Source organism: Salinibacterium sp. ZJ450 (genome assembly GCF_011751885.2).
Taxonomy (GTDB): domain Bacteria; phylum Actinomycetota; class Actinomycetes; order Actinomycetales; family Microbacteriaceae; genus Ruicaihuangia.
The window spans coordinates 3,055,931-3,078,567 of sequence record NZ_CP061771.1 but is presented as its reverse complement, the minus strand read 5'-3'; the positions used below and the strand labels follow the sequence as shown (position 1 = coordinate 3,078,567).

Annotated in this window: 20 protein-coding genes; 12 read left to right on the top strand and 8 right to left on the bottom strand. The window is 66.9% G+C overall.

Translation table 11 applies throughout. The features are described 5' to 3' along the window. The first annotated feature begins 20 nt into the window (after positions 1-20). On the top strand, positions 21-3,866 hold the full coding sequence (gene rpoC / locus HCT51_RS14995; RefSeq protein ID WP_166875720.1) for a DNA-directed RNA polymerase subunit beta': 3,846 nt from the start codon (positions 21-23) through the stop codon (positions 3,864-3,866). Between the two features lie 182 nt (positions 3,867-4,048). Here the strand turns inward: rpoC and HCT51_RS14990 are convergent, their stop codons facing one another. The 4 genes from HCT51_RS14990 to HCT51_RS14975 form a co-directional block, all read right to left on the bottom strand. Further along, entirely contained in the window at positions 4,049-8,533 is a 4,485-nt protein-coding gene (locus tag HCT51_RS14990; protein WP_166875723.1) for an FtsK/SpoIIIE domain-containing protein, read from the bottom strand. A gap of 80 nt (positions 8,534-8,613) precedes the next feature. Then, positions 8,614-9,057 (bottom strand): hypothetical protein, encoded by a 444-nt coding sequence (locus HCT51_RS14985; protein WP_166875726.1) that lies wholly within the window; start codon positions 9,055-9,057, stop codon positions 8,614-8,616. Next, positions 9,050-9,586, bottom strand: a complete 537-nt coding sequence (locus HCT51_RS14980; protein ID WP_166875729.1) for an LpqN/LpqT family lipoprotein — start codon at positions 9,584-9,586, stop codon at positions 9,050-9,052. The genes HCT51_RS14985 and HCT51_RS14980 overlap by 8 nt, the downstream gene beginning before the upstream one ends. 42 nt (positions 9,587-9,628) lie before the next feature. Then, entirely contained in the window at positions 9,629-10,714 is a 1,086-nt protein-coding gene (locus HCT51_RS14975; RefSeq protein WP_166875732.1) for a hypothetical protein, read from the bottom strand. A 209-nt stretch (positions 10,715-10,923) separates the two neighbouring features. Between HCT51_RS14975 and HCT51_RS14970 the strand changes: the two genes are divergently transcribed. Further along, positions 10,924-11,241: a DUF4333 domain-containing protein gene (locus tag HCT51_RS14970; RefSeq protein WP_166875735.1), complete on the top strand. Its 318-nt coding sequence runs from the start codon at positions 10,924-10,926 to the stop codon at positions 11,239-11,241. A 106-nt stretch (positions 11,242-11,347) separates the two neighbouring features. Here the strand turns inward: HCT51_RS14970 and HCT51_RS14965 are convergent, their stop codons facing one another. From HCT51_RS14965 to HCT51_RS14950, 4 genes are all read right to left on the bottom strand, one after another. Continuing rightward, positions 11,348-12,055, bottom strand: coding sequence for a hypothetical protein (locus HCT51_RS14965; RefSeq protein WP_166874669.1), 708 nt, complete (start codon positions 12,053-12,055; stop codon positions 11,348-11,350). 31 nt (positions 12,056-12,086) lie between these two features. Then, positions 12,087-12,767: a GPP34 family phosphoprotein gene (locus HCT51_RS14960; RefSeq protein ID WP_166875737.1), complete on the bottom strand. Its 681-nt coding sequence runs from the start codon at positions 12,765-12,767 to the stop codon at positions 12,087-12,089. A gap of 4 nt (positions 12,768-12,771) precedes the next feature. Next, positions 12,772-12,984, bottom strand: coding sequence for a hypothetical protein (locus HCT51_RS14955; protein WP_166875740.1), 213 nt, complete (start codon positions 12,982-12,984; stop codon positions 12,772-12,774). 76 nt (positions 12,985-13,060) lie between these two features. Then, a complete protein-coding gene (locus HCT51_RS14950; protein WP_166875743.1) occupies positions 13,061-13,327 on the bottom strand; it encodes a hypothetical protein in 267 nt (88 codons plus the stop codon). 229 nt (positions 13,328-13,556) lie between these two features. Between HCT51_RS14950 and HCT51_RS14945 the strand changes: the two genes are divergently transcribed. The 10 genes from HCT51_RS14945 (at position 13,557) to HCT51_RS14910 (ending at position 22,578) form a co-directional block, all read left to right on the top strand. Further along, positions 13,557-14,168 (top strand): DUF5684 domain-containing protein, encoded by a 612-nt coding sequence (locus HCT51_RS14945; protein ID WP_166875746.1) that lies wholly within the window; start codon positions 13,557-13,559, stop codon positions 14,166-14,168. A gap of 9 nt (positions 14,169-14,177) precedes the next feature. Further along, entirely contained in the window at positions 14,178-15,362 is a 1,185-nt protein-coding gene (locus tag HCT51_RS14940; protein ID WP_224760494.1) for an IS30 family transposase, read from the top strand. Between the two features lie 41 nt (positions 15,363-15,403). After that, complete coding sequence (locus HCT51_RS14935; RefSeq protein WP_166876967.1) at positions 15,404-15,955, top strand: FHA domain-containing protein; 552 nt, start codon at positions 15,404-15,406, stop codon at positions 15,953-15,955. 7 nt (positions 15,956-15,962) lie between these two features. Beyond that, the gene (locus HCT51_RS18790; RefSeq protein WP_224760523.1) at positions 15,963-16,379 is read left to right on the top strand and encodes a PP2C family protein-serine/threonine phosphatase; all 417 of its coding nucleotides are present in this window, start codon (positions 15,963-15,965) and stop codon (positions 16,377-16,379) included. A gap of 63 nt (positions 16,380-16,442) precedes the next feature. Continuing rightward, the gene (locus HCT51_RS18785) at positions 16,443-16,688 is read left to right on the top strand and encodes a PP2C family protein-serine/threonine phosphatase (protein ID WP_224760522.1); all 246 of its coding nucleotides are present in this window, start codon (positions 16,443-16,445) and stop codon (positions 16,686-16,688) included. After that, positions 16,685-16,837 carry a hypothetical protein gene (locus tag HCT51_RS18780; RefSeq protein ID WP_224760521.1) on the top strand — a complete coding sequence of 51 codons (153 nt, stop codon included), beginning with the start codon at positions 16,685-16,687 and terminating at the stop codon, positions 16,835-16,837. Before HCT51_RS18785 ends, HCT51_RS18780 begins: the two co-directional genes overlap by 4 nt. A gap of 46 nt (positions 16,838-16,883) precedes the next feature. After that, positions 16,884-17,321 (top strand): hypothetical protein, encoded by a 438-nt coding sequence (locus HCT51_RS14925; RefSeq protein WP_166876970.1) that lies wholly within the window; start codon positions 16,884-16,886, stop codon positions 17,319-17,321. 170 nt (positions 17,322-17,491) lie between these two features. Then, on the top strand, positions 17,492-19,156 hold the full coding sequence (locus HCT51_RS14920) for a GspE/PulE family protein (protein WP_166876973.1): 1,665 nt from the start codon (positions 17,492-17,494) through the stop codon (positions 19,154-19,156). Between the two features lie 26 nt (positions 19,157-19,182). Next, positions 19,183-21,348, top strand: coding sequence for a type IV pilus twitching motility protein PilT (locus HCT51_RS18915; RefSeq protein ID WP_304610871.1), 2,166 nt, complete (start codon positions 19,183-19,185; stop codon positions 21,346-21,348). Then, on the top strand, positions 21,349-22,578 hold the full coding sequence (locus HCT51_RS14910; protein ID WP_166876976.1) for a type II secretion system F family protein: 1,230 nt from the start codon (positions 21,349-21,351) through the stop codon (positions 22,576-22,578). It abuts the gene before it with no gap. The last annotated feature ends 59 nt before the right edge of the window (positions 22,579-22,637 follow it).

The following is a 22,637-nucleotide window of genomic DNA, read 5'->3' as shown; positions in this document are numbered from 1 at the left end:
TTTTACGAAAGAGAAGTCAATTGCTCGAAGCAACAACTTTTGACGAGCTGCGGATCGGCCTCGCTACAGCTGAGGACATCCGCAAGTGGTCGTACGGTGAGGTCAAGAAGCCCGAAACCATCAACTACCGCACCCTGAAGCCCGAGAAGGACGGTCTGTTCGGCGAGCAGATCTTCGGACCGAGCCGTGACTGGGAGTGCGCCTGCGGCAAGTACAAGCGGGTGCGCTTCAAGGGCATCGTGTGTGAGCGTTGTGGCGTCGAGGTCACCAAGTCCTCGGTGCGCCGCGAGCGGATGGGCCACATCGAGCTCGCCGCGCCGGTCACCCACATCTGGTACTTCAAGGGCGTTCCGTCGCGCTTGGGCTACCTGCTGGACATGGCGCCGAAGGACCTCGAGAAGGTCATCTACTTCGCCGCGTACATGGTCATCTCGGTTGACGAAGAGGGCCGCCACGCCGACCTCCCGGGCCTGGAGAACGAGATCCGTCTCGAGATCAAGACCCTCGAAGGCCAGCGCGACTCCCGCGTCGCCGACCGGATGAAGAAGCTCGAAGACGACCTCGCTGCGCTCGAAGAGGAAGGCGCCAAGGCCGACCAGAAGCGTCGCACCAAGGACGGCGCCGAGAAGGAAATGGGCCAGATCCGCAAGTCGTACGACGAGCAGATCACCCAGCTGGAGCGCGTCTGGGACGACTTCCGCAACCTCAAGGTGGGCGACCTGAAGCCGGAAGACAGCGTCTTCCACGAGCTGCAGGACCGCTTCGGCCTGTACTTCGAGGCCTACATGGGTGCCGAGTCGATCAAGAAGCGCCTCGAGGCCTTCGACCTGGTCGCCGAGGCCGAGGTGCTGCACGATCAGATCGCGAACGGCAAGGGTCAGAAGAAGATCCGCGCCATCAAGCGTTTGCGCGTGGTCAACTCGTTCGTGCAGACCGGCAACTCGCCGGCCGCGATGGTGCTCGATGTCGTTCCGGTGATCCCGCCGGAGCTGCGCCCGATGGTGCAGCTCGACGGTGGTCGCTTCGCGACATCCGACCTCAACGACCTCTACCGTCGTGTGATCAACCGCAACAACCGTCTGCGTCGTCTGCTTGACCTCGGTGCTCCCGAGATCATTGTGAACAACGAGAAGCGGATGCTGCAGGAAGCGGTTGACGCGCTGTTCGACAACGGTCGTCGTGGCCGTCCCGTCACCGGTACCGGCAACCGTGCCCTGAAGTCCCTCAGCGACATGCTGAAGGGTAAGCAGGGTCGGTTCCGTCAGAACCTGCTCGGTAAGCGTGTTGACTACTCCGGCCGTTCGGTCATCATCGTCGGCCCGCAGCTGCAGCTGCACCAGTGTGGTCTGCCCAAGCAGATGGCGCTGGAGCTGTTCAAGCCGTTCGTGATCAAGCGTCTGATCGACCTGAGCCACGCGCAGAACATCAAGAGCGCCAAGCGCATGGTGGAGCGTTCACGCCCGCAGGTGTGGGACGTGCTCGAGGAGATCATCCGCGAGCGCCCCGTACTGCTGAACCGTGCGCCCACGCTGCACCGTCTGGGCATCCAGGCGTTCGAGCCTCAGCTCATTGAGGGCAAGGCCATCCAGCTGCACCCGCTGGTCTGTGCCGCGTTCAACGCCGACTTCGACGGTGACCAGATGGCAGTGCACCTGCCGCTGTCCGTCGAGGCCCAGGCCGAGGCGCGCATCCTGATGCTCGCGTCGAACAACATCCTGAAGCCGTCCGACGGCCGCCCGGTCACCCTGCCCACGCAGGACATGATCATCGGTCTGCACCACCTCACCACGCTGCGCGAAGGTGGCGTCGGTGAGGGCCGTGCGTTCTCGTCGGTCGCCGAGGCGATTCTTGCGTTCGACCAGAAGTCGCTGCACCTGAACGCGATTGTCAAGCTGCGACTGGTGGGCACCAAGTTCGAGAACGGTGTCGAGCTCAAGGAGACCACCCTCGGCCGCGCCATCTTCAACGAGACGCTGCCGGTGGACTACCCCTGGGTCGAGGCCGTCGCTGACAAGGGCCGCCTGTCGGCGCTGGTCAACGACCTCGCCGAGCGCTACCCCAAGGTGGAGGTCGCCGCAACGCTCGACCGCATCAAGGACGCCGGTTTCTACTGGGCAACCCGCTCCGGTGTGACCGTCGCGCTCAGCGACATCCTGACCCCTCCGAACAAGCCCGAGATCGTCGCGACCTACGAGAAGCAGGCCGCGAAGGTTCAGGACCAGTTCGACAAGGGTCTGACCACGGACCTCGAGCGTCGTCAGGAACTGATCCAGATCTGGACCAAGGCAACTGAAGAGGTTGCCAAGGCCATGCAGGAGAACTTCCCGGCCGACAACACCATCAACCGCATGGTGACCTCTGGTGCTCGTGGTAACTGGCTGCAGGTGCGCAACATCGCCGGTATGCGAGGCCTGGTGAACAACCCGAAGGGTGAGATCATCCCTCGCCCGATCATCTCGAGCTACCGCGAAGGTCTGTCGGTCGCCGAGTACTTCATCGCCACGCACGGTGCCCGTAAGGGTCTGGCCGACACCGCGCTGCGTACCGCCGACTCGGGTTACCTGACCCGTCGTCTGGTGGACGTGTCGCAGGACGTCATCATCCGTGAAGACGACTGTGGTACCTCGAAGGGTCTCGACCTGCCGATCGCGGTTCAGGACCACACCGGTGCCTGGATTCGCGACGCCAACGTCGAGAACTCGGTCTACGCCCGTTCGCTGGCCGCTGACGCGGTCAACGAGGCTGGCGAGGTCGTGGCGGATGCCGGGTCGGATGTCGGTGACGTTCTGATCGCGAAGCTGGTTGACGCCGGCGTGCGCTCGATCAAGGTGCGTTCGGTGCTCACGTGTGAGTCTGCCGTCGGTGTGTGTGCTGCCTGCTACGGCCGCTCGCTCGCCACCGGCAAGCTCGTCGACATCGGCGAGGCCGTCGGTATCATCGCGGCGCAGTCGATCGGTGAGCCCGGAACCCAGCTGACGATGCGTACCTTCCACACCGGTGGTTCGGCGTCTGCTGACGACATCACCCAGGGTCTGCCGCGCGTCACCGAGCTGTTCGAGGCGCGTACCCCCAAGGGTGCGTCCCCGATCGCCGAGGCCGCCGGTCGCATCACGATCGAGGACACCGACCGTCAGCGTCGCCTGATCCTGACGCCGGACAACGGTGACGAGCCGCACATCTACCCCGTGTTGAAGCGTGCGACCCTCCTCGTTGAGGATGGCCAGCACGTTGACCTCGGTCAGCAGCTGCACGTCGGTAACCTCGACCCGAAGGAAGTCCTTCGCGTTCGCGGTGTCCGTGCCGTTCAGCTGCACCTGGTCGATGGTGTGCAGGGCGTTTACCGGTCACAGGGTGTGCCGATTCACGACAAGCACATCGAGGTCATCGTTCGGCAGATGCTGCGCAAGGTGACCGTCGTCGACCACGGCGACACCGACCTGCTGCCCGGCGAGCTGGTTGACCGTTCGCGGTACAACACGCTGAACCGTGCCGCGCTCACCGAGGGCCAGAAGACCGCCTCGGCCCGTCAGGAAGTCATGGGTATCACCAAGGCATCGCTGGCGACCGAGTCGTGGCTGTCGGCCGCGTCGTTCCAGGAGACCACCCGCGTTCTGACGCAGGCGGCCATGGAGGGCAAGTCCGACCCGCTCATGGGCCTCAAGGAAAACGTCATCATCGGAAAGCTGATCCCGGCCGGTACCGGCCTCGGCAAGTACCGCAACGTATCGGTGGAGGCCACGGAAGAGGCCAAGGCCGAGCGGTACCCGAACCGGATCTTCACGGATGACGCCGCGTTCAACGAGTCCGACCTGAGCTTCGTCGATTTCGACAGCTTCTCGTCTGACGAGCCGGGCACCTACCTCTAGGGGTAACCCGCACCAGGCACGACCCGCCACTCCTTCGGGAGCGGCGGGTCGTGCTCGTTAACGGGGGCTTTAGCCGCTGGCCGCCCGCCAGCTCGGACGGAGATCGGTCGCTCGGGAGGACGTTTTCTCGCGAAACCATCCGCCCGAGCTCGCTATTTCCGCCCGAGCGACCAGCGGTGAGGCTAGAAGGGCCGGCCCAGCTGCACCTTCCGCGTGGAACCGGCCTGCACCAGCCAACCGCGCCCCTCGGGGAAGTCGGCGCGCTTGGACCGCGGGAACGACGTGCGGAACAGGATGTCGCCCTCGCTGGTGTCCGGCTGCAGGGCGAAGCCGCGGCGGCCGGCCTTGAACTCCATCAACAGCGGCCAGCTCTGCTGCCAGGTGCTCGACTCCGACTCGGCGATCACGTAGTGGTCGTTGCGCTTCGCCGCCTTGATCAGCGCGATCAGGTCGGCATCGGCGGGGCTGCCGAGGAAGTCGGAGATCGACTCGATCACGATGGTCAGGTGCGTGGTCGGCGTCGCCGGCGTGCTCGCCGCCGTCAGTAGCTCGCGGGCAAGCTCCGTCGCGGCGTCGATCACGGTCGCCTTGTGCGTCCACAGGTCGAGCGACCCGATCTGCGACCGCGCGTTGCCGAAGTACGCCAGGCTCGTCGCGGGACGGGCGGCCCTCGACGCGAGCGCGAACGTGCCGAGCGAGGTGGTGCGCCCGCTCGACGGGGGACCGGCCACCATGAAGACGCCGCTTGGCTCGATGGTCACCGGCGTGAGGGTGTCGTCGGCGACGCCGATCACCGCAGCGCCAGGCACGGTGGCGAACAGGTCGGCCAGCGCGATCTCGTCGGCGAGGCGCTCGACGGCGGGCGCCTCGGGCACTCCGCTGCGGCGCATCGCCACGGCAAGGGCCTCGATCGCGGCGGACTGCTCCGACACGTTGGTGCTGCCGCCGAGCACGGCGATCTGGGTCTCCAGCTGGTCGATCACGGCCCGACCGGCAGGCGACACCGCGGACAGCACATCCGACGGGGCATCCAGCAGGCTGTAGTCGTTCTCGTCCGCGAGTCGCAGCACGACCTTCCGTTGAATGGATGCCGCGATCGCCGGCGACAGCGAACCTGGCCGGTCGGCGCTGATGGCCACGTGCACGCCCACCTGGCGGCCGTCGGTGACGATCTGCTGGAACTGGGTGAAGATGCCACCGGCGCCGGTGAACTCGTACTCCTGGCGGAACGTGGCCATGCCGTCGACGAGCAGCAGGATGCGCGGCTCGGCGGGTGCTGCGGCCAGCGCCCGGTAATCGGTCACCGTGCCGGCGCGCACCGCGGCGTACCGGCCGACCCGCTCCTCGATGATGCTCTTGAGCTTGCTGAGCAGCCGCGCCACGCGTTCGGCGTCGCCGCCGCTCACCACGGAGCCCACGTGCGGCAGTGATTCCAGCATCCGTAGTCCGCCCGCGGCGAAGTCGAGCGCGTACACCTGCATCGGCCCGCCCTTGGGCGTGATGCCGGCCGCCACGGCGAGGGTGCGCAGAACTGTGCTCTTGCCGCTTCCGCCGGTGCCGTAGACGGCCAGGTTGCCGTCGGCGTCCGGTCGGAAGTACACCGGCCGCTGGTCCTGATGCGACGGGTCGTCGCTGACCCCGAGCAGCAGATCGGTGTCGGTGCGCTGCCGCAGCTTGCCGAGGTCGTATGCGGTGGCCAGCTCGTCGAGCCACGGTTTGCGGGGGGCCGGCAGGGCCGCGAGACGCGCCGCGGCGGTCATGGATGCCACCAGCCTCGCGGTGTCGTTGGGACCGAGGTCGGCCTGCAGGTCTTCGACCTCCGAGGTGACGTCTTCCCACTTCTTGTCGTGGCCGTAAGCGAGTTCCATGATCTGCACGGCAGCGCGGGCCGGCGTGTCGGTGGTCCAGCCGCCGGCGTAGCCGGTCTGGAAGTGGGTGAGGCGCCCGGGGCCGGTCTTCGCGACGGCACGCCCTGGCGCGCCAGGGTCGAAGCCAGCCGCGATCGCTGCGCCCACGACATCCGTTGAATCCGCCTCGTCTGCCATCCGCAGCGCGACCCGCAGGTTGGTGTTGGCGCGCAGGTTGTCTTTGATCACTCCGGCGGGACGCTGGGTGGCCATGATCAGGTGGATGCCGAGCGACCGGCCGCGCTGGGCAATGTCGACGACGCCGTCGACGAACTCGGGCACCTCGTTGACCAGCGCAGCGAACTCGTCGATCACGAGCACGAGCGCCGGCGGGGCCTCCGGGTCGCCGCGCTTCTCCAGCTCGATCAGGTCTTTCGCCTTCTTGCGGTTGAACAGGTGCTCGCGGTGGTGCAGTTCCGCGCGCAGGCTGGTCAGCGCCCGGCGCACCAGGTGCGGGCTGAGGTCGGTGACCAGGCCCACGGTGTGCGGCAGGCTGACGCAGTCGGCGAACGCGGAGCCGCCCTTGTAGTCGACGAACAGGAAGGTGACCCGGTCGGGGCTGTATTCGGCCGCCATGCCGAGCACCCAGGCCTGCAGGAACTCGCTCTTACCCGAGCCGGTGGTGCCGCCGACGAGCGCGTGCGGCCCCTGCGTGCGCAGGTCCAGGTGCAGCGCGTCGACGTTCGACTGGCCGACCAGCGCGCGCAGCTTGCCGCCGCGGCGCTTGCGCAGGGGAGCCCCGGGCGTGCGGTCGTGGATCGAGTCGTTCTGCCGCCAGCGGTCGACCACGGCGTCACCCGAAGTGGCGAGGTCGGTGCCGAGCAGCTGCAGGAACGACACCGACTGCGGGATGTCGCTTTCGTCGGCGATCAGCGCGCCGGCGTCGACCACCGGTGCCACTCGCAGCGCGAATGCCATCGCGGTCTGCGCCGGAACCCGGCTGACCTGAACATTGGGAATCGAGAGACCGAGTCGCACGTAGTTCACGGTGGCAGTCTCTGCGGGCGCGGTGACGTCGATGTTGGTGCGGCAGGCGGCCGGCAGTGCCGCCACGCTGCGGGCGATCCAGATCGGCAGCACACCGGCGGATGCCGCCCGCTCAGCCAGCTGCACCAGTCGCGCCCGGTCGACCGGGGCGTCGTCGGAGATGAGCACCACCAGGCAGGGGGTGATCGGCAGGTTCTCGGTATCGAGCGCCTCGTCGCCGACCGTGGCGCCGCGGTTCATCGCGGAGGCGTCGTAGCTGACCGCCTCCCGCAGGTTCGGGACATCCGACGACCGACGGCTGGCCAGGCGCACCTCGATCAGTTCCTCGAGCGCGGCGAGCACGGCCAGCCCGGTGGCGGTGCTGTCGGCCAGCTGCACGCCGGGCAGCGGGCTCTGCGCCGACCCGGTGTGCGGCAGCCACTTCAGCCATTCGAACTCGGCCGACCAGTAAGGGCTGACGATGGCGGAGAAGGCGAGTTCGGCCGGCGAGTGCAGGCTGGCGAGCTGCGCCAGCAGCGCGTGCGTCACCGGGGCGGCCTGCCCCTCGAGGCCGGCGATGCCGATCGCGCCGGCGTCGGCCAGGTTGTCGACCAGGGGAACGCCCTCGATGAACCGGAACTTGTCGGTCAGCGCTTCGGACCGCTCGGAAAACTCGGGCAGTCCGTTGGAGTTGTTGACGACCTTGATCGTATTGCGGCTGGGGGCGGTACCGACACCGAGCCGCAGGTTCAGGAACGACCAGTGTTCGGGGCGACGGGTCCAGAGCAGGGTGCCGCGGCCGACGGCATCCGCCATCGCCTCTTCGGTCGACGGCGCCTCGGCCAGCCGCACCGCACGCTCGGTGACGGCCTCGGTGGCGAGCTTGGAATCGAGCCGTTCCAGCTGACCCTCGAACTTCTTGATCGCCCGCTTCAGCTTGGCGCGGTTGGCGAGGAACTGGGTGGTCCAGGTGCCGATCATCAGGATCGGGGACAGCGCGACAAACACCACCGACAGCGGGTTCCGGGTGACGGCGTACAGCACCGCACCGAGGATCAGCGGGGCCAGCATCGCCAGCCACGGGAAGATGACCGGTTCGATCTCCTGCGGGATGGTCGGGCCCTCGTACTCCTCGCCCGGGTAGCGCACCTCGACCCGCGGCGACCGGTTGAAGTGCACCGGTCCGACCAGCTCACCCTCGGAGGAGGGGGGCTGGTCGATGATGGTGTCGACCCGCAGGGTGGTGCTGCCGATCAGCACGGACTGGCCGGTCTGCAGGGTGAGCCGGTTGACCAGCCCGCCGTCGACGATGATGCCGTTGGCCGAGTTCAGGTCGATCAGCTCGAGCGAGGCGCCGGCTTCGATGCGCAGGTGGCGTTTGGAGACCTGCGGGTCATCGAGCACGACGTCGCAGTCTTTGTCGCGGCCGAGGATGCTGGTGCCGGCCGGCACGGAGAAGGTCTGGCCGGCGAGTGGGCCGTCCAGTGCGCGCAGCACGGCCAGCGGGGCCCCGCTGACATCGCGCGGCCGGCTGGAGACGACGCTGATCGAGGAACCGGATGACACACGGGCTTCGCCGATCGGGGTGGCTTGGTCGAGGGTGCGGCCGCCGGTGCTGCCGGGCTCGACGGCCCGCAGCGTGAACGGGCCGGTGCCGTGCGCCAGTTCGGCGGCGCGCGGGTCGCTGCGCAGCAGAGCCTCAGCGACTTCGCCGACCGTTGCCGTGGCATCAGTCGAGACGACAATGTCGTCGCTGACGCCAGACGCGCGGGTCAGTGTCAGTTTCAGTCGCATTGAGTCCCCTTTGCTGGGCGGAAACCGACCGCCCCCAACACCCTAATCTGAGGGATGCGTAGTCATGACCCTGAGGACGGTCAGCGGCCGAACAGGCGGTCCCAGAATCCGCGCTTCTTCGTCCACCCGTGCTCAGCGAGCACGCGTTCGACGGTGGTCTCCACCTGCTTCGAGTCGAAGCTGGTGTCGAAGGCGCCGTCGGTGAAGCTGACGCCCTTCTCCTTGCGGATGGTGCGCACGTATCCCGAGCTCATCTTCGTCTCGCTGGATCCGAATACTCCGCCGCTGTTCGCCCCGCTGGCCGTGCTGCTCTGGGTGAACGTCTTCGAGTACTCGCCGGTGGAGGCATCGAGGGTGACATCGACGGCGAACCAGGCCTTCTGCTCGCCGCGGCCCGCGTACAGGTCGCTGGTGTCGCGGTACTCCTGGGTGACGGTAACGCGGGCGCCGTCGACGGAGACCGTGATGTTCGGATCCGTCGCCAGCGTCTGCAGCGCGGCGATCGTGGTGGTGAGATTAGGCACTGACGGGCTCCTCTGCGCCGGGCTCGTCGAGACCGGGCTCGTCTACACCGCGCTCGTCTACACCGCGCAGGCTATCCAGGATCGCGCGCAGCACGGGTACCAGCTCGGGCGCCTGCGGAGCAGCGCAGGTCGCGACCGCGTTGATCACGTGCGTCACCGTTCCCTGCTGCACGACCGTCAGGTGGGCGGCCTGGTATACGGCGCCCACGCTGGGCATGCCGAATGAGCCCTCGATGCGAAAGCCCGGCCGACCGAACACCTCGCGCGACTCCCGGCCGATCTCCGCGAAGTCATCGAGCGCTTCGTAGGCGCTGACAACGGAGTGAACCGACTCATCGAGCTCGTGGATGCCGGGAACCCGCGACACCGACACGCAGACGTTCGGCGTGAAGACGCCCGGCTCGCTGGGGAGTCCGACCGCGAGCACGGTGTTCTCCACCACCAGGGCAGACCACCCGTCGGGAGCGTCGACGCCCAGGGCGGGCGGCGCCGGGAAGGCCGCGCTCGGGTATGAAACGAACTGTGACACGGATTTACCCCTGATTCTTCGGTAGCGCTGGCCGGTTCAATGCTAGAACGGCCACAAGCTGGCGATGTCTTCTGACAACTCTTTCGGGCTGAACGAGATGCCGACGTCGAACGAGACGCCGACTCCGACAGCGATCTTCACCTCGGCACTCACGCCGACCTTCTCTGCGGTGAAGTCGGCAGTTGCCTCGGCTTCCACGCCGGCGCCTGCGGTGACTCCGACGCCACCCTTGACCTCGGCACCCATCAGCTCGGTGGTTCCGCTCACTTCAGCGCTGGCCCCCGCGAACGCCGAGACGCCCGCCTTGGCCGACGCGCCGTACGGCCCGACCTGCGCTTCCGCGTCGGCTCCCGCCTTGGCACCGGCGAATGCCTCGCCGGCAATCTCCGACGACAGCACACTCATCTCGCTGGTGACCTTGGCGGCGGCTTCGGCTCCGGCCATCGCCTCGGCACCGGCCTTGGCGCTGGCGCCGCCCGGCCCGATGTGGGCGTCGGCCTCAGCGCTGGCTTTCGCGCCTCCGAACGCGTCGCCCTCGGCGCCGACCGAGAGGTTATCGCCGACGGATGCCGAGGTCTTGCCGCTGGCGCCGGCCCCGGCACTGGCCTCGGCCTTCGCCTCAGCGTTCATGCCCTCGTCTCCGATGGACGCGCTGGCTTCGGCGGTGGCCTTCGCCCCGGCGAACGCCTCTCCCTCGGCAGCGAGGTCGACGTCGCCGACCTTCGTGTCGACCTTCCCCTCCGCGCCGGCGCCGGCTTTCGCCGCGGCCTCGGCCTTGACCTCGGAGCCGCCTTTCGCATCGCCCGCCGGCGGAACCACGCACACGGCCGAGAAGTCGGTTTCGCTCGCGAGTTGCTGTGCCAGTACTTCGGCGCTGAGCCGGCTGAGCAGGTCGTCGACAGCGGACTGTGCCTGGCGCACCTGGCGCGCGGCTGACATCGTGCCGGCGATCGCCCACGGGGCGATGATGAGATCGCCCGGCTGCAGGCCGTTGCTCAGCGGGTTCAGCGAGGCCAGGGCGAGCCGGTCTACCGCGTCGGCGGCCGACGCCAACTGGGCGGCGTTCGCCCGCAGCGCCGACGCCCGACTGGTGACGGTAGTGGGATCCATCCCGAGTGCACTGCCCATGGTTCCTCTTCGTCTGCAAGCTGTGATGATGCGCGAAGAGATATTCAACTTTCGCGAACGCCCCAAGGCTAACGGGCGGGGTGACGCGGTCTCAACGGGGAGGACTACCCATGCCAGATTTCATGAGGAGTTCCCATGTGGCAGGTAGGGTGGTGGCGACCAAAACCACCTCCCTCGAAAGTCGGTCAATGATCTCTCGGCGTCTGAAAATGTCCATGCTCGTTGTCGGACTCGCGGCCACGTCCTCGCTGGCGCTGGCCGGTTGCAGCGTTTCGGCCAACCTCACGGTTCCGGCAGCGTCGGTCGCCGAGACGGCGGCAGATGCGCTCGAGCAGAGCGTGGGCGAGCGCCCCGAGATGGATTGCGGCGATGACGCCGTGGACCTCGTCGACGGCACCACCCTGGAGTGCGACCTGACCGATCCCGCCTCGGGCGCGGTCTACGGGTCGACGGTCGCCATCGAGTACGAGGGCGAAGGGACCGACTACGCCGTCTCGGTCGAGGTGGACGAGACACCTAAGTCGTAGCCTCGCATCGAGCGGAGGAGAACGCGCGGACGGGCGGCCAGAATCCCGCCGGTTCGGCCTCCCAAGCGTGCGAAAGCCTCCCGTCCGCGCGGTAGACGGGCCCGGGTCAGCGGATGACGGACTTGCTGAACCGCCAGACACCGTCAGCGCCGCGCTGCGCGGTGTTCGAGATCGCCAGCCAGCCCGGCGTCACGCCCGCCCCGTCACGGAACGCGGTCGTGTCGAGGCTCCGCACGATCGTGGACGGCAGATAGACATCGGTCGGCGAGTCCTGCTCGAACCGAGCTCGGTCAACGGAGATCGCCGACGGCACGAAGTAGTACGGCGTGAGCAGCACCTCGCCGATCGCCTCGACTTTGTCGACGGCGGCAATGCTGTCGGCGAAACGGGTCTTGAGGGTGTTCGCGCAGTCGGGTGCGGCCACCGCATAGAGCGAACAGGCTCCTTGGTAGTCGCCGCGGGCGATGAGATCGAAGTGAATCAGGAACAGGTCGTACGCGGCGTCGATGCCCGTGACTTGCGGCTTCGGTTGGTTCTGCGGCGCCGGAACCACGGTGTTCGCGGTGCGCGGGGCGGCGTTTGGGGGTGCCGGTGCTGGTGCTGGTGCTGGTGCGGGTGCGGGAGCGGGCGGCGCAGACTGCTCCGGCGCGGGAACTGCGGTGGCGGCATCCGATTCGGTCGCGTCCGCGGGAGAGCTCGGTGTGAGCGTCGGCGTGCTGGTGCCGCGAAGCGTGAACGAGCGGTCGCCGGGTTCGGTGCCGCTCGCGCATCCGGTTAGCAGCAGTGCTGCGGCAACAGTCAGAGCAGGAAGCATTCGGCGCCTCTCAGCCGTTGCCTTGTGCATCTCAGCCGTTGCCTTGTACTGAGTTGTCCGGTGAGGAGAAGACGAACAGGGCGTCGAGGATGGCGCTGATGGCCGGGCGCGTGGATTCGGGGGCCCATTCGAGGTTGGCGCGTTGGTGGGCGTCCAGCCACGCGACATCCGGGCCGCCCTCGTACGACGAGCCACTGATGAAGTCATAGAAGCCTCGTTTTCGCCCGACGAAGCCGGCGATCGTGAGGGTGGCCTGATAGCGTGCATCGGCTGGGTTCCGCACGGCGGCACGCACAGCGGGGTCGACCTCCGCGGCGAACTCCTTGGAAACCAGCAATCGTCGCTTGCGCCGGATGAGCCCGAGCGTCTCCAGGCGGTCGTTCACCGGTGGCCCGCCGTGCTTGTAGACCCGAGCGAGCCAGTGGTTGAGGCTCTTTCCGGAGGCTGCCCCAAGCCCGGCGAGCACCGCGTCGGCACCCACGGACCCGATCGGCGCAGCATCGAGCGTGCGTACCAGCGATTTCTCGGGATGTCGCGGATGGATGTCGCTGACCGTGATCCGCCCCGTGAGCACGAGCTCGATGAGCAGCGACCCTTCCACGGTGTTCCAGCTCTGGTGGCCGAACCGCATTTTCTCACCGGGCACTATCGTGCTTGCCGCTGTCGCCCATTCCGCAAGGCTGAGCGTGCCGATGCGCTCGCGGGTGATCATGCAGCTAGATGGTGATGAAGGAGACGGCGTCGAGTTTGGCCGCGGCGGAGAGCAGCCGGCCGCGCACGAGGTCGTTCCATTCCCGTTGGAAGCGGTCGGCGTCGGCGCCCGACCAGACGCCGGCGTCTTGCAATTCCTGCACGATCCGGGTCAGGCCGACCTCGGCGGTGCGGATGTCTTGGGCGGCTTGCGCCACTTGCCACTTCGAAACAGACATGCTGGCTCCGGTTTGTCACGAGTACGCCGGCCAGGAGCGACGTGCGCCCAGCCGGCGTGACTGGTTTGGTGTGGGCTTACGCGGATGCGTCGCGCTGCTGCTGGGCGTTGCCGCGGGCGAGCACCGCTGCGTCGCGCAGCGAGCCGGCGACGTTGCGCAGGCTGGTGGTGAGGGTCGAGTTCCAGTCGCCCTCGAACCGGGTGCGGTCGCTACCGACCCAGGTGGTCGAGCCGAGCTTGCTGCTGAGCGCCGAGATCAGCGTGTCAATGTCGCCAGCCTTGGCGTCGAAGTCCGTCGCAAGCGCGTCGACTTCTTCGGGGATCTGACCGATGAACGATGCCATTTACTTCTCCTTGATGTTCGTGATGAGGAGGTGACATGATCGGCCCCCTGCTTCCAACACACTAGGTGACGTCAACTCAACTGGGCGATGGGTAGGACTGCCCATCACTCCTGTCATTGCGCCTCTGGCAGTCCGGCGAGGAGCCGCCTCAGTGCCGCGTGAACAGTAGGGTGTCTTGTGAATTCCGGAATGGGGGAGTGCGCCGGCCTGTGCCCGGCGCCACACAGTCATGAGCAATGACGCCATAGTGGTCAACGCAGCGGCCCTGCTCGGCATCCTGCTGATTGCCGTCGCGGTCTGGATCGGCGTGTACGTCTGGCTCTCCCACGCCCTGAGCAAGGTGTTCGGCAAGCTGGGCGAGGAGCCGTGGAAGGCGTGGGTGCCGTTCCTCAACATCGCGATGCTGCTGCGGCTCGGCGGATATCCGTGGTGGTGGGTGTTCGGAAACGTGGTCCCCGTGCTGAACATTCCCACTTGGGTGGTGTTCTACCTGGCCGTGCATCGAGTGAACCGCCGGTTCGGCAAGGGCGGCGGCTTCACGGTGCTTGCGATCCTGCTCTACCCGATCTGGGTGAGTGTGCTCGGCTACGGCGCGACCCGTCCGGTCGAGGGTGCCCGCCCGGTGCAGGATGCGCCGCGGGTCGAGAGTGTGCGCCCGGTCGGCGGCGAGCGACTGGCCGGTGCGGCCTGGCCGCAGGCGGCCGCCACGGCCGCTCCGGTGGCGGCCCCGCTGGTCGCCCCGCTTGTGGCCGTGGCTCCGGCGCCGGCTCAAGTCCAACCGCTGGCTGAGGAGCGAGCGCCCTTGAGCTCAAGCGGTCAGTGCATCACCTCGAACTTGTGAGGTGTTGTGATGGCTCGTCCCGGCTACCCGTTTCAGGTGCGGAGCTTGTTCTGGAAAGGGGTGCGGTCCGGGCTGTCGGTGACCAATGCGGCGCTCGGCGTCGGCGTGTCCCGGCCGACCGGATACCGCTGGTTCCGGGAGGCTGGCGGGGTGATCCCCGAATCGGCGCGGACAGCGCCAGTGCCCCGTGCCCGGCTGACGTTCCAGGAGCGGGAGGAGATCGCGGTCCGGAACGCCGCTGGGCAGAGCGGCCGGGAGATCGCGGCCGTGTTGGGCCGTGACCCGTCGACGATCTCCCGGGAACTGGCCCGGAACCGGACCGGTCAGGGCTACCGGGCCACCGTTGCCCAGTCGCTGACCGACCGGCGTGGCCGGCGGCCGAAGCCGCGGAAGCTGACCCGGTTACCCTTGCGTCGGAAGGTTCGGGCGTTGCTGCGCAAGCGTTACAGCCCGGAACAGATCGCCGGCCGGTTGCGGCTGGAGTTCCCCGATGACCCGGAGATGCACGTGTCCCACGAGACGATCTACCAAACCATCTACGTCCAGGGCCGCGGCGCCCTGCGCGCCGAGCTGGCGTTGGCGTTGCGCACCGGTCGGGCGTTGCGCAAACCGCACGACTCCGGCAGCCGCGGCGGGCCGATCAAGGACATGGTGATGATCAGCGAACGCCCCGCCGAGGTGGAAGACCGCGCCGTCCCGGGGCACTGGGAGGGCGATTTGATCATCGGCTCGACCGCCTCGAACAGCGCGATCGGCACCCTGGTGGAACGCAGCACCGGGTTCGTGATGCTGCTGCACCTGCCCGGCGATCACACCGCCCGCACCGTCGCCGACGCGATGATCCCCGCCATGCAGTCCCTGCCCGAACAGCTGCGCCGGTCGCTGACCTGGGACCAGGGCTCGGAGATGGCCCGGCACCAGGAGATCAGCCTGGCCACCAGCATGGACATCTACTTCTGCGACCCGCACTCACCCTGGCAGCGCGGCTCGAACGAGAACACCAACGGGCTGCTGCGCCAATACTTCCCGAAGAGCACCGACCTCTCCGTCCACGGCCCCGGCATCCTCGAGAACGTCGCCGCCGAACTCAACGCCCGACCCCGCAAACGCCACGGCTGGCACACCCCCGCCGAAGTCCTCGACAGGCTACTCTCGAACCCATCGAAACCAACCGGTGATGCACTGACCGCGTGAATCCGCCGCCAGCGAGCGTCTCGAAACCAGCACCGCAACCCGTGTCCTCGCCAACTCCGCCCGCAGCAAACCCGTGGGCCCCGCCGATCACGACGGTTCCCGGCATCCCGCTCCGCCAGCCCGCGGCCACCACGCCGCCAACGCCCACGCCAACCCCGCCGCTCGATGATGCCCACCTCGACACCGAGGCCACCATCATCACCGGGGCTGCGACATCCGTTCTCGCTGAAGACGACGAAGCAACACGCATCGTGCCACGCCGCACCGTCTGGTCGCTGCAGACCGGTGCGGGTCAGAGCATCACGCTGACCCAGGATGTGGTGCTGCTCGGTCGCAACCCCAAGCCGTCGTTCGGTCCGGCCGATGCTCAACTGGTGAAGCTCGAGGACCCGGCGAAGACAGTGTCGCAGACCCACGCGCGACTCGACCGTGGCCCAGCCGGCTGGAGCGTGACCGACTTGCACTCCACCAACGGCGTCATCGTCGTCGGTGCCGAGGGCGATGAGCGCGAGATCCTGCCCGAGACGTCCACCGAGCTTGCGGAACGCTTCCAGCTGGGTGACCTCGACCTGCGACTGACGACGGCGCGGTAGGCGAAGAATGACGGATGTCGCGGCGCCGCCGACCCGCACGGGCTCGGTCGAACTGCGCTTCGGCGTGCGCTCCGACGTGGGGTTACGCCGCGCAGTGAACGAGGACGCTGTGCTGGCGGAGTCGCCCGTGTTCCTCGTCGCCGACGGCATGGGCGGCCACGAAGCGGGCGACCGGGCCAGCCTGGCGGTGGTTGAGGCGTTCAGGCCGCTCGGCGGACGCCTCGAAATCACCGCGGCTGAGGTGGTGCAGGCTGTGGAGAGTGCGCACGCGACGGTGCGTCGGCTCGCCGCGACGCTGGAGCGCGGCGCAGGTAGCACGCTCACCGCGGTGGTGCTGCTGCAAAGCAACGGAGTGCCGCACTGGCTGGTGGTGAACATCGGCGACTCGCGTGTCTACCGGATGACCGGCACTGACCTGCAATAGTTCACCGTCGACCACTCGCTCGCTCAAAAACTTGTCGACCGCGGTGAACTCCAGCCAGACGAGGTGGCCGGGTTCGCCCGGCGCAACGTGATCACCCGTGCGATCGGCGCGAGCACGTCGACTGCCGACTACTGGCTGCGCCCGGTGGTCACCGGTGAACGGCTGCTGCTCTGCTCGGACGGGCTCTCCGGCGAGGTCAGCGACGAGAGCATTCGAGCCGGCCTCACGCTCGGCGGCGCCACGCAGCAGACCGCCGACATGCTCGTCGCTCAAGCGCTCGCCGCCGCGGCCGCGACAACGTGTCGGTGATCGTCGTCGACGTGATCGCTGGCGGGGCGGCCGCCTCCAGCGAAGCAGCCACCTCGACGCTGGCCGATCCCGACAGTGCCACGATCGATCTGCGTCCGAACGACACGGTTGAATTGCCGGGAAGGGGCGGTCGACGTGCCACTGCATGACCTCAGCTCTAAAGATCTCAGTCCAAGCACCGACGACACACGCATCATGGTCCGGGTCGACGACGACGCCACCACCATCTCGGATCGTCGAAGGCCCACGGTGATCGGGCTACCGGTCGACGACGATGCCGAGCGCACCACCCTTGCCGACGACTCGTCGCCGGAACACACGCTGCTGCGCGACCGTCGGGTGAACGTGCCGACGCCCGCCCCGCTCGTCGAGGACACCGGACGGATGCACCGTGCCCCGGAAGTCGGGGTCGGGACATCCGTCGGCTACGCGCCGCGTCCCTTGGCGACCGAGGCGCCGATCGCGCGCCAAGATTTTTCGGTCGCGATCACCCCGATACCCGGCCCGGATGACCAGCGCGCTCGGCAGACCGACCGACGCACTGCCGCCACCGCGCTGGTCGCGATCGCCGCCACGGTGGTGCTGGTGACCGGCGCGGCCGGGCTCGGCATCGTGGTGCTGCTCGGCATCTGAGCCGAAAAGCGCCCTCTCGACAGGGCTTTACCAACGCGACACGCCGATGAGCCCCCGTTTGTGGGGTATCGGGCAGGGGGCCCGCTCAGTAGCGTTGCAGTCTGGAACTAGTGTCCTGCCATGTGGCTCGTTTGGGGGAATGAGTCGCACCCGAGGTGAGGAGACACCCAATGACATCCCTCACGGAAATCTTAATCCTTCGCGGATTAGTGCCCATCGAAAGCCTCGACAACCTCACCGGCAACCGTGTCGATGAGGAACACGCCGCTCGAACGCTGGTTGATGAAGGCACGATTACCGCGGTGCAACTCGCCTCTGCGCGTGCCGCCGCCGCGAACCTGCCGTTCGTGGAGCTCATCGACTACCCGGTCGAGAGCACTGCGGTCGCGCTGGTACCCGCCGCGCTCTGTCGACGGCACGAAGTGCTGCCGCTTGCCTTGGACGGCGACCAGATGCTGCTTGCAATGGTCGACCCCGGCGATGTCTTCGCTATCGACGATGTGCGTGCCGCCGCCCGGGTCAAGGTGAACCCGGTGGTCGTCGAACGCACCGACTTGCTCACCGCGCTCGACAAGTACCACCGCGCCGACGGCGAACTGAACGACCTGAGCACCGTGCTCGAAGAAGAGAGCGCCGCCAACGACTCCGACGAGACCACCGAGGCGCTCGACGACGACGCACCCATCGTGCGGTTCGTCAACCTGCTGATCAGCCAGGGCATTCAGGACCACGCGTCCGACATCCACATCGAGCCGGCCGAGAAGGACCTGCGCGTTCGCTACCGCATCGACGGCGTGCTGCACGAGATGCAGCGCGCACCGAAGGCGATCCAGAACGGTGTGATCTCGCGGCTGAAGATCATGTCGGACATCGACATCGCCGAACGACGCAAGCCACAAGACGGCCGGATGTCGATCAGCCACGGTGGCCGCAAGATCGACCTTCGCGTGGCCACGTTGCCCACGGTGTGGGGCGAAAAAGTGGTCATGCGTATTCTCGACAACACCAACACGAGCCTGTCGCTGAAAGACCTCAACCTGCTCGAGGGCAACTACGAGGCGTACAAGAAGTCGTACACCAAGCCGTACGGCATGATCCTGGTCACCGGACCGACCGGTTCCGGTAAGTCGACCACCCTCTACACGACGCTGAACACGGTCTCCAAGCCAGAGATCAACGTGATCACGGTTGAAGACCCGGTGGAGTACCGGATGGCCGGCATCAACCAGGTGCAGGTTAACCCGAAGGCCGGGCTCACGTTCGCTAGTGCGCTGCGTTCCATCCTGCGCTCCGACCCCGACGTCGTGCTGCTCGGTGAGATCCGTGACCACGAGACCGCGCAGATCGCGATCGAGGCATCCCTCACGGGCCACCTCGTGCTGTCCACTCTGCACACGAACGACGCGCCAAGTGCTGTTGTTCGGCTCACCGAGATGGACATCGAACCGTTCCTGGTGGGCTCCGCGCTGGACTGTGTGGTCGCTCAGCGGCTCGCGCGCCGACTGTGCGAACGGTGCAAGGGCGCGTACACGCCCGACTCCGGCGACCTGGTGAACATGCGATTCGGGTTCGAAGACGGCATGGAGGTGCCCGAGCTGTTCCAGCCGGTCGGCTGCTCGCAGTGCTCGAACACGGGATACCGCGGGCGCATGGCGCTGCACGAGGTCATGACCGTCACCGAAGAAATCGAACGCATGGCTGTCGCTCGCGCGTCCAGCGCTGAGATCGGACGGATGGCGGAATCACAGGGGATGTCGACGCTGCGGCAGGACGGCTGGGCGAAGGTCCAGCTGGGCCTGACGAGCATCGATGAAGTTTTGAGAGTCGTGGCGTGAGCCGCGCTCTAATGGGGGAGAACACAATGGACAAGCCGATTTACGAGATTCCGGTGACGACGGACTTTCCGCGCGCAACGCCGCCGCAGCCGGTCCAGTATCAGGACACGCCGACCGGACCGCCCACGACCGAGTTCCTGATGCCGCCGGCACCGCTGACGGTGCCGTCAGCGCCGGCCGCTCCGGAGCCCGCTTCGTACAATTCGGTGGCCGAGCCGCATCCGGTGGTCGAATCGCGTCCGGTCGTCGAGACCCCGGCGTACGCGTACCCGCCGGCGGCGATCTCCTACCAGGCACCGGCACCTGCGCCAGCAGCATCCCCGTCGACGTCGCTGGAGTCGCTGGAAGCCGCCTGGCAGACTCTCGCCACAGCCGCCGTGGAACCCGCCTACGTTGAGCCCACCGCGTACGTCGAGCCCACCGTCTACGTTGAGGCCGTCGCCTACGTCGAGCCAGCCGCCTATGTTGAGCCCAGCGCGTACGTCGAGCCCGTCGCAGACGTCGAGCCCGCTGCGTACCTCCAGCCCGTCAATCCGGTCGAGCCCACTGCTCCGCTGGTCGAGCCTGTCGAGACCCCCGCGCAGTGGACCGAACAACCGGCAGAGCCCGCGTGGACTTCCACTCCCGATCCCGTCGAGCCGCCGCGTGCTGCCTGGTCGCTCTCGCAGTCGAGCTCTCGCGCCGAGCAGGTTCCTGTGGCCGTGCCGGAGCCTGCATACTTCGACGCAACGCCAACGGCGGTCATCCCGACCCAGCCGGCATACTCCGTCGAACCCGTCGCACCGGCCATCTACCCTGAACCCACTCCGGTCGACACCCTTACGTCCGTCCTCCCCCTAGCCCGACCCGAAACGCAGTATCCGGTGCCGCCCGTTGCGGCAGAACCCGTACACACCGTTCCGTCGAGCCAGGAGGCCGCCGTGCCCACTCACAACATCGCCCCGGTCACCGAGCCGACCGTGCTAGCGCCAGCCGCGGTGCTCGCGCCGCCGCCCGAGTACGTGCCGACAGTCATCGACGACGGTGCCGACCAGTGGCGCGAGTCGCTCGAAAACGCCGACGCCGAGCTAATCGCCGCGCTGCAGGAGGTGCTGCTGTCCGGCGCATCTGACCTGCACGTCAGCGCGAACGCGGCCCCGATGATCCGCGTCGACGGCGGCCTGCGCCCGATCGACGGCGCAACCTCGTGGACTCGCGACAAGGTCGCCTCCGCACTGCACAGCATCATGTCGCCCGCCCAGCGCGAGCAGTTCGAGTCCGAGCTGGAACTCGACTTCGCCTACACCATTTCGGGCAACGCGCGCTTCCGTGTGAACATCTACCAGCAGCGCACCTCCCTGGGTGCCGCATTCCGTCTCATCCCGACCGAGATCAAGCAGCTGCACGACTTGGGCATCCCAGAGTCGGTCGCCCGCTTCGCCCAGCTCGCCCGCGGTCTGGTGCTTGTGACGGGCCCGACCGGTTCCGGCAAGTCGACCACGCTGGCGGCCATCATCGACATGGTCAACCGCACACGCGCCGACCACATCATGACCGTCGAAGACCCGATCGAGTTCCTGCACCAGAACCACAAGTCGCTGGTGAACCAGCGCGAGGTCGGGCACGACACCCACAGCTTCGGCGCTGCGCTCAAGCACGTGCTCCGTCAGGACCCAGACGTGATCCTGGTCGGCGAGCTCCGCGACCTGGAGACGATCTCGGTAGCCCTCACAGCGGCCGAGACTGGCCACCTCGTCTTTGCCACCCTGCACACGCAGTCCGCCGCGCAGTCGATCGACCGCATCATCGACGTCTTCCCGCCGCACCAGCAGGAGCAGGTGCGCTCGCAGCTCGCGTCCTCCCTTCAGGGCGTCGTCACCCAGACTCTTCTCAAAAAGGCGGGCGGCCGCGGCCGTGTTGTCGCGACAGAGGTTCTGGTTTCGACCCCGGCCATCAACAACTTGATTAGAGAAGGAAAGACTTACCAGATCACATCGATGATGCAGGCCGGCCGTGAGCTGGGCATGCACACGCTGGACCAGCACCTTGCCGATCTCGTGAACAGTGGCCAGATCACCTCGCAGGCTGCCTACGAGAAGTGCCAGGACCCCGAGACTTTGAAGCGACTCATCCACCGGCAGGAGTCCCCGTCCGGCGCCGGAATGTCCGGTGGCATCGACTTCGGAGACGCGTTTTCAGGCCAGGTGAAGTAAGTGGCAACAGCCACCTTCACCTATAAGGGGCGCGACGCCTCGGGCAAGACCGTGAAAGGCACGGTAGACGCCCCGACGCAGACGGCGGTCGCGGCGCGGCTGCACACGATGGGCATCTCGCCGATACAAATCGCCGAGGGTGGCGCAGGCACGGGCCTCAACAAGGAGATCACACTCGGCGGCCTGTTCGGGAAAAAGGTTGGTCTGAAAGACCTAGCGGTAATGAGCCGCCAGATGGCCACGATGATCTCATCCGGTCTGTCGCTCATGCGCACGCTTACCATCCTGACTGAGCAGAGCGAAAACCCGAAGCTCGCGCAGACGCTCGACCGGGTGCGGACGGACGTCGAAGCCGGCTCATCCTTATCTGACGCGATGGCCAAGCACGAGATCATATTCCCTCCGCTCATGATCAACATGGTGCGCGCGGGTGAGACGGGGGGCTTCCTCGAGGGGTCGCTGGAAGCAATCGCCGAAAACTACGAGGCCGAAGTTAAGCTGATCGGGACGATCAAGTCCGCGATGACGTATCCAATCGTCGTACTGATCATGGCACTGCTCGGCGTAGTGGGGATGCTGCTGTTCATCGTGCCAGTATTTGAGGACATGTTCGCGGGACTGGGCGGCGAGCTTCCCTTGCCAACACAGTTCCTCGTGTGGCTGTCAGAGATCATGGTCTGGTTCGGGCCTGCGCTCGTCGTCATCATTGTTGTGTTTGCCGTGTGGTGGGGTAAGAACAAGCACACGGAGAAAGTGCGCAAAGTCGTCGATCCCTGGAAGTTGAAGCTACCTGTGTTCGGGCCGCTGATGACGAAGATCGCCGTCGCGCGCTTCACCCGCAACTTCTCGACCATGATGAAGTCGGGTGTGCCCATCATGCGCTCGCTCGCGATCGTCGGTTCGACATCTGGCAACTGGGTAATTGAGAACTCTCTCCTCAAGGTGCAGGAATCGGTGCGCCAAGGAAAGTCGATCGCGGCGCCTCTCGCTGAAGAACCGGTCTTCCCGCCCATGGTTACTCAAATGATTTCGGTGGGTGAAGACTCGGGGTCGCTCGAGACGATGCTGGAGAAGATCTCTGACTTCTATGACCAGGAAGTGGAGGCGACCACCGAACAGCTCACGGCGCTCATCGAGCCGCTGATGATCGCCTTCATGGGCGTAGTGCTCGGTGGAATGATCGTCGCCCTGTACCTCCCGATCTTCAACATCTTCACGCTCGTGGATTAGCGCGTCGGCACCCCCTGCATTGGGGGTGCGTCAATGGCAAAAAGTACTGGTCAGGGCGT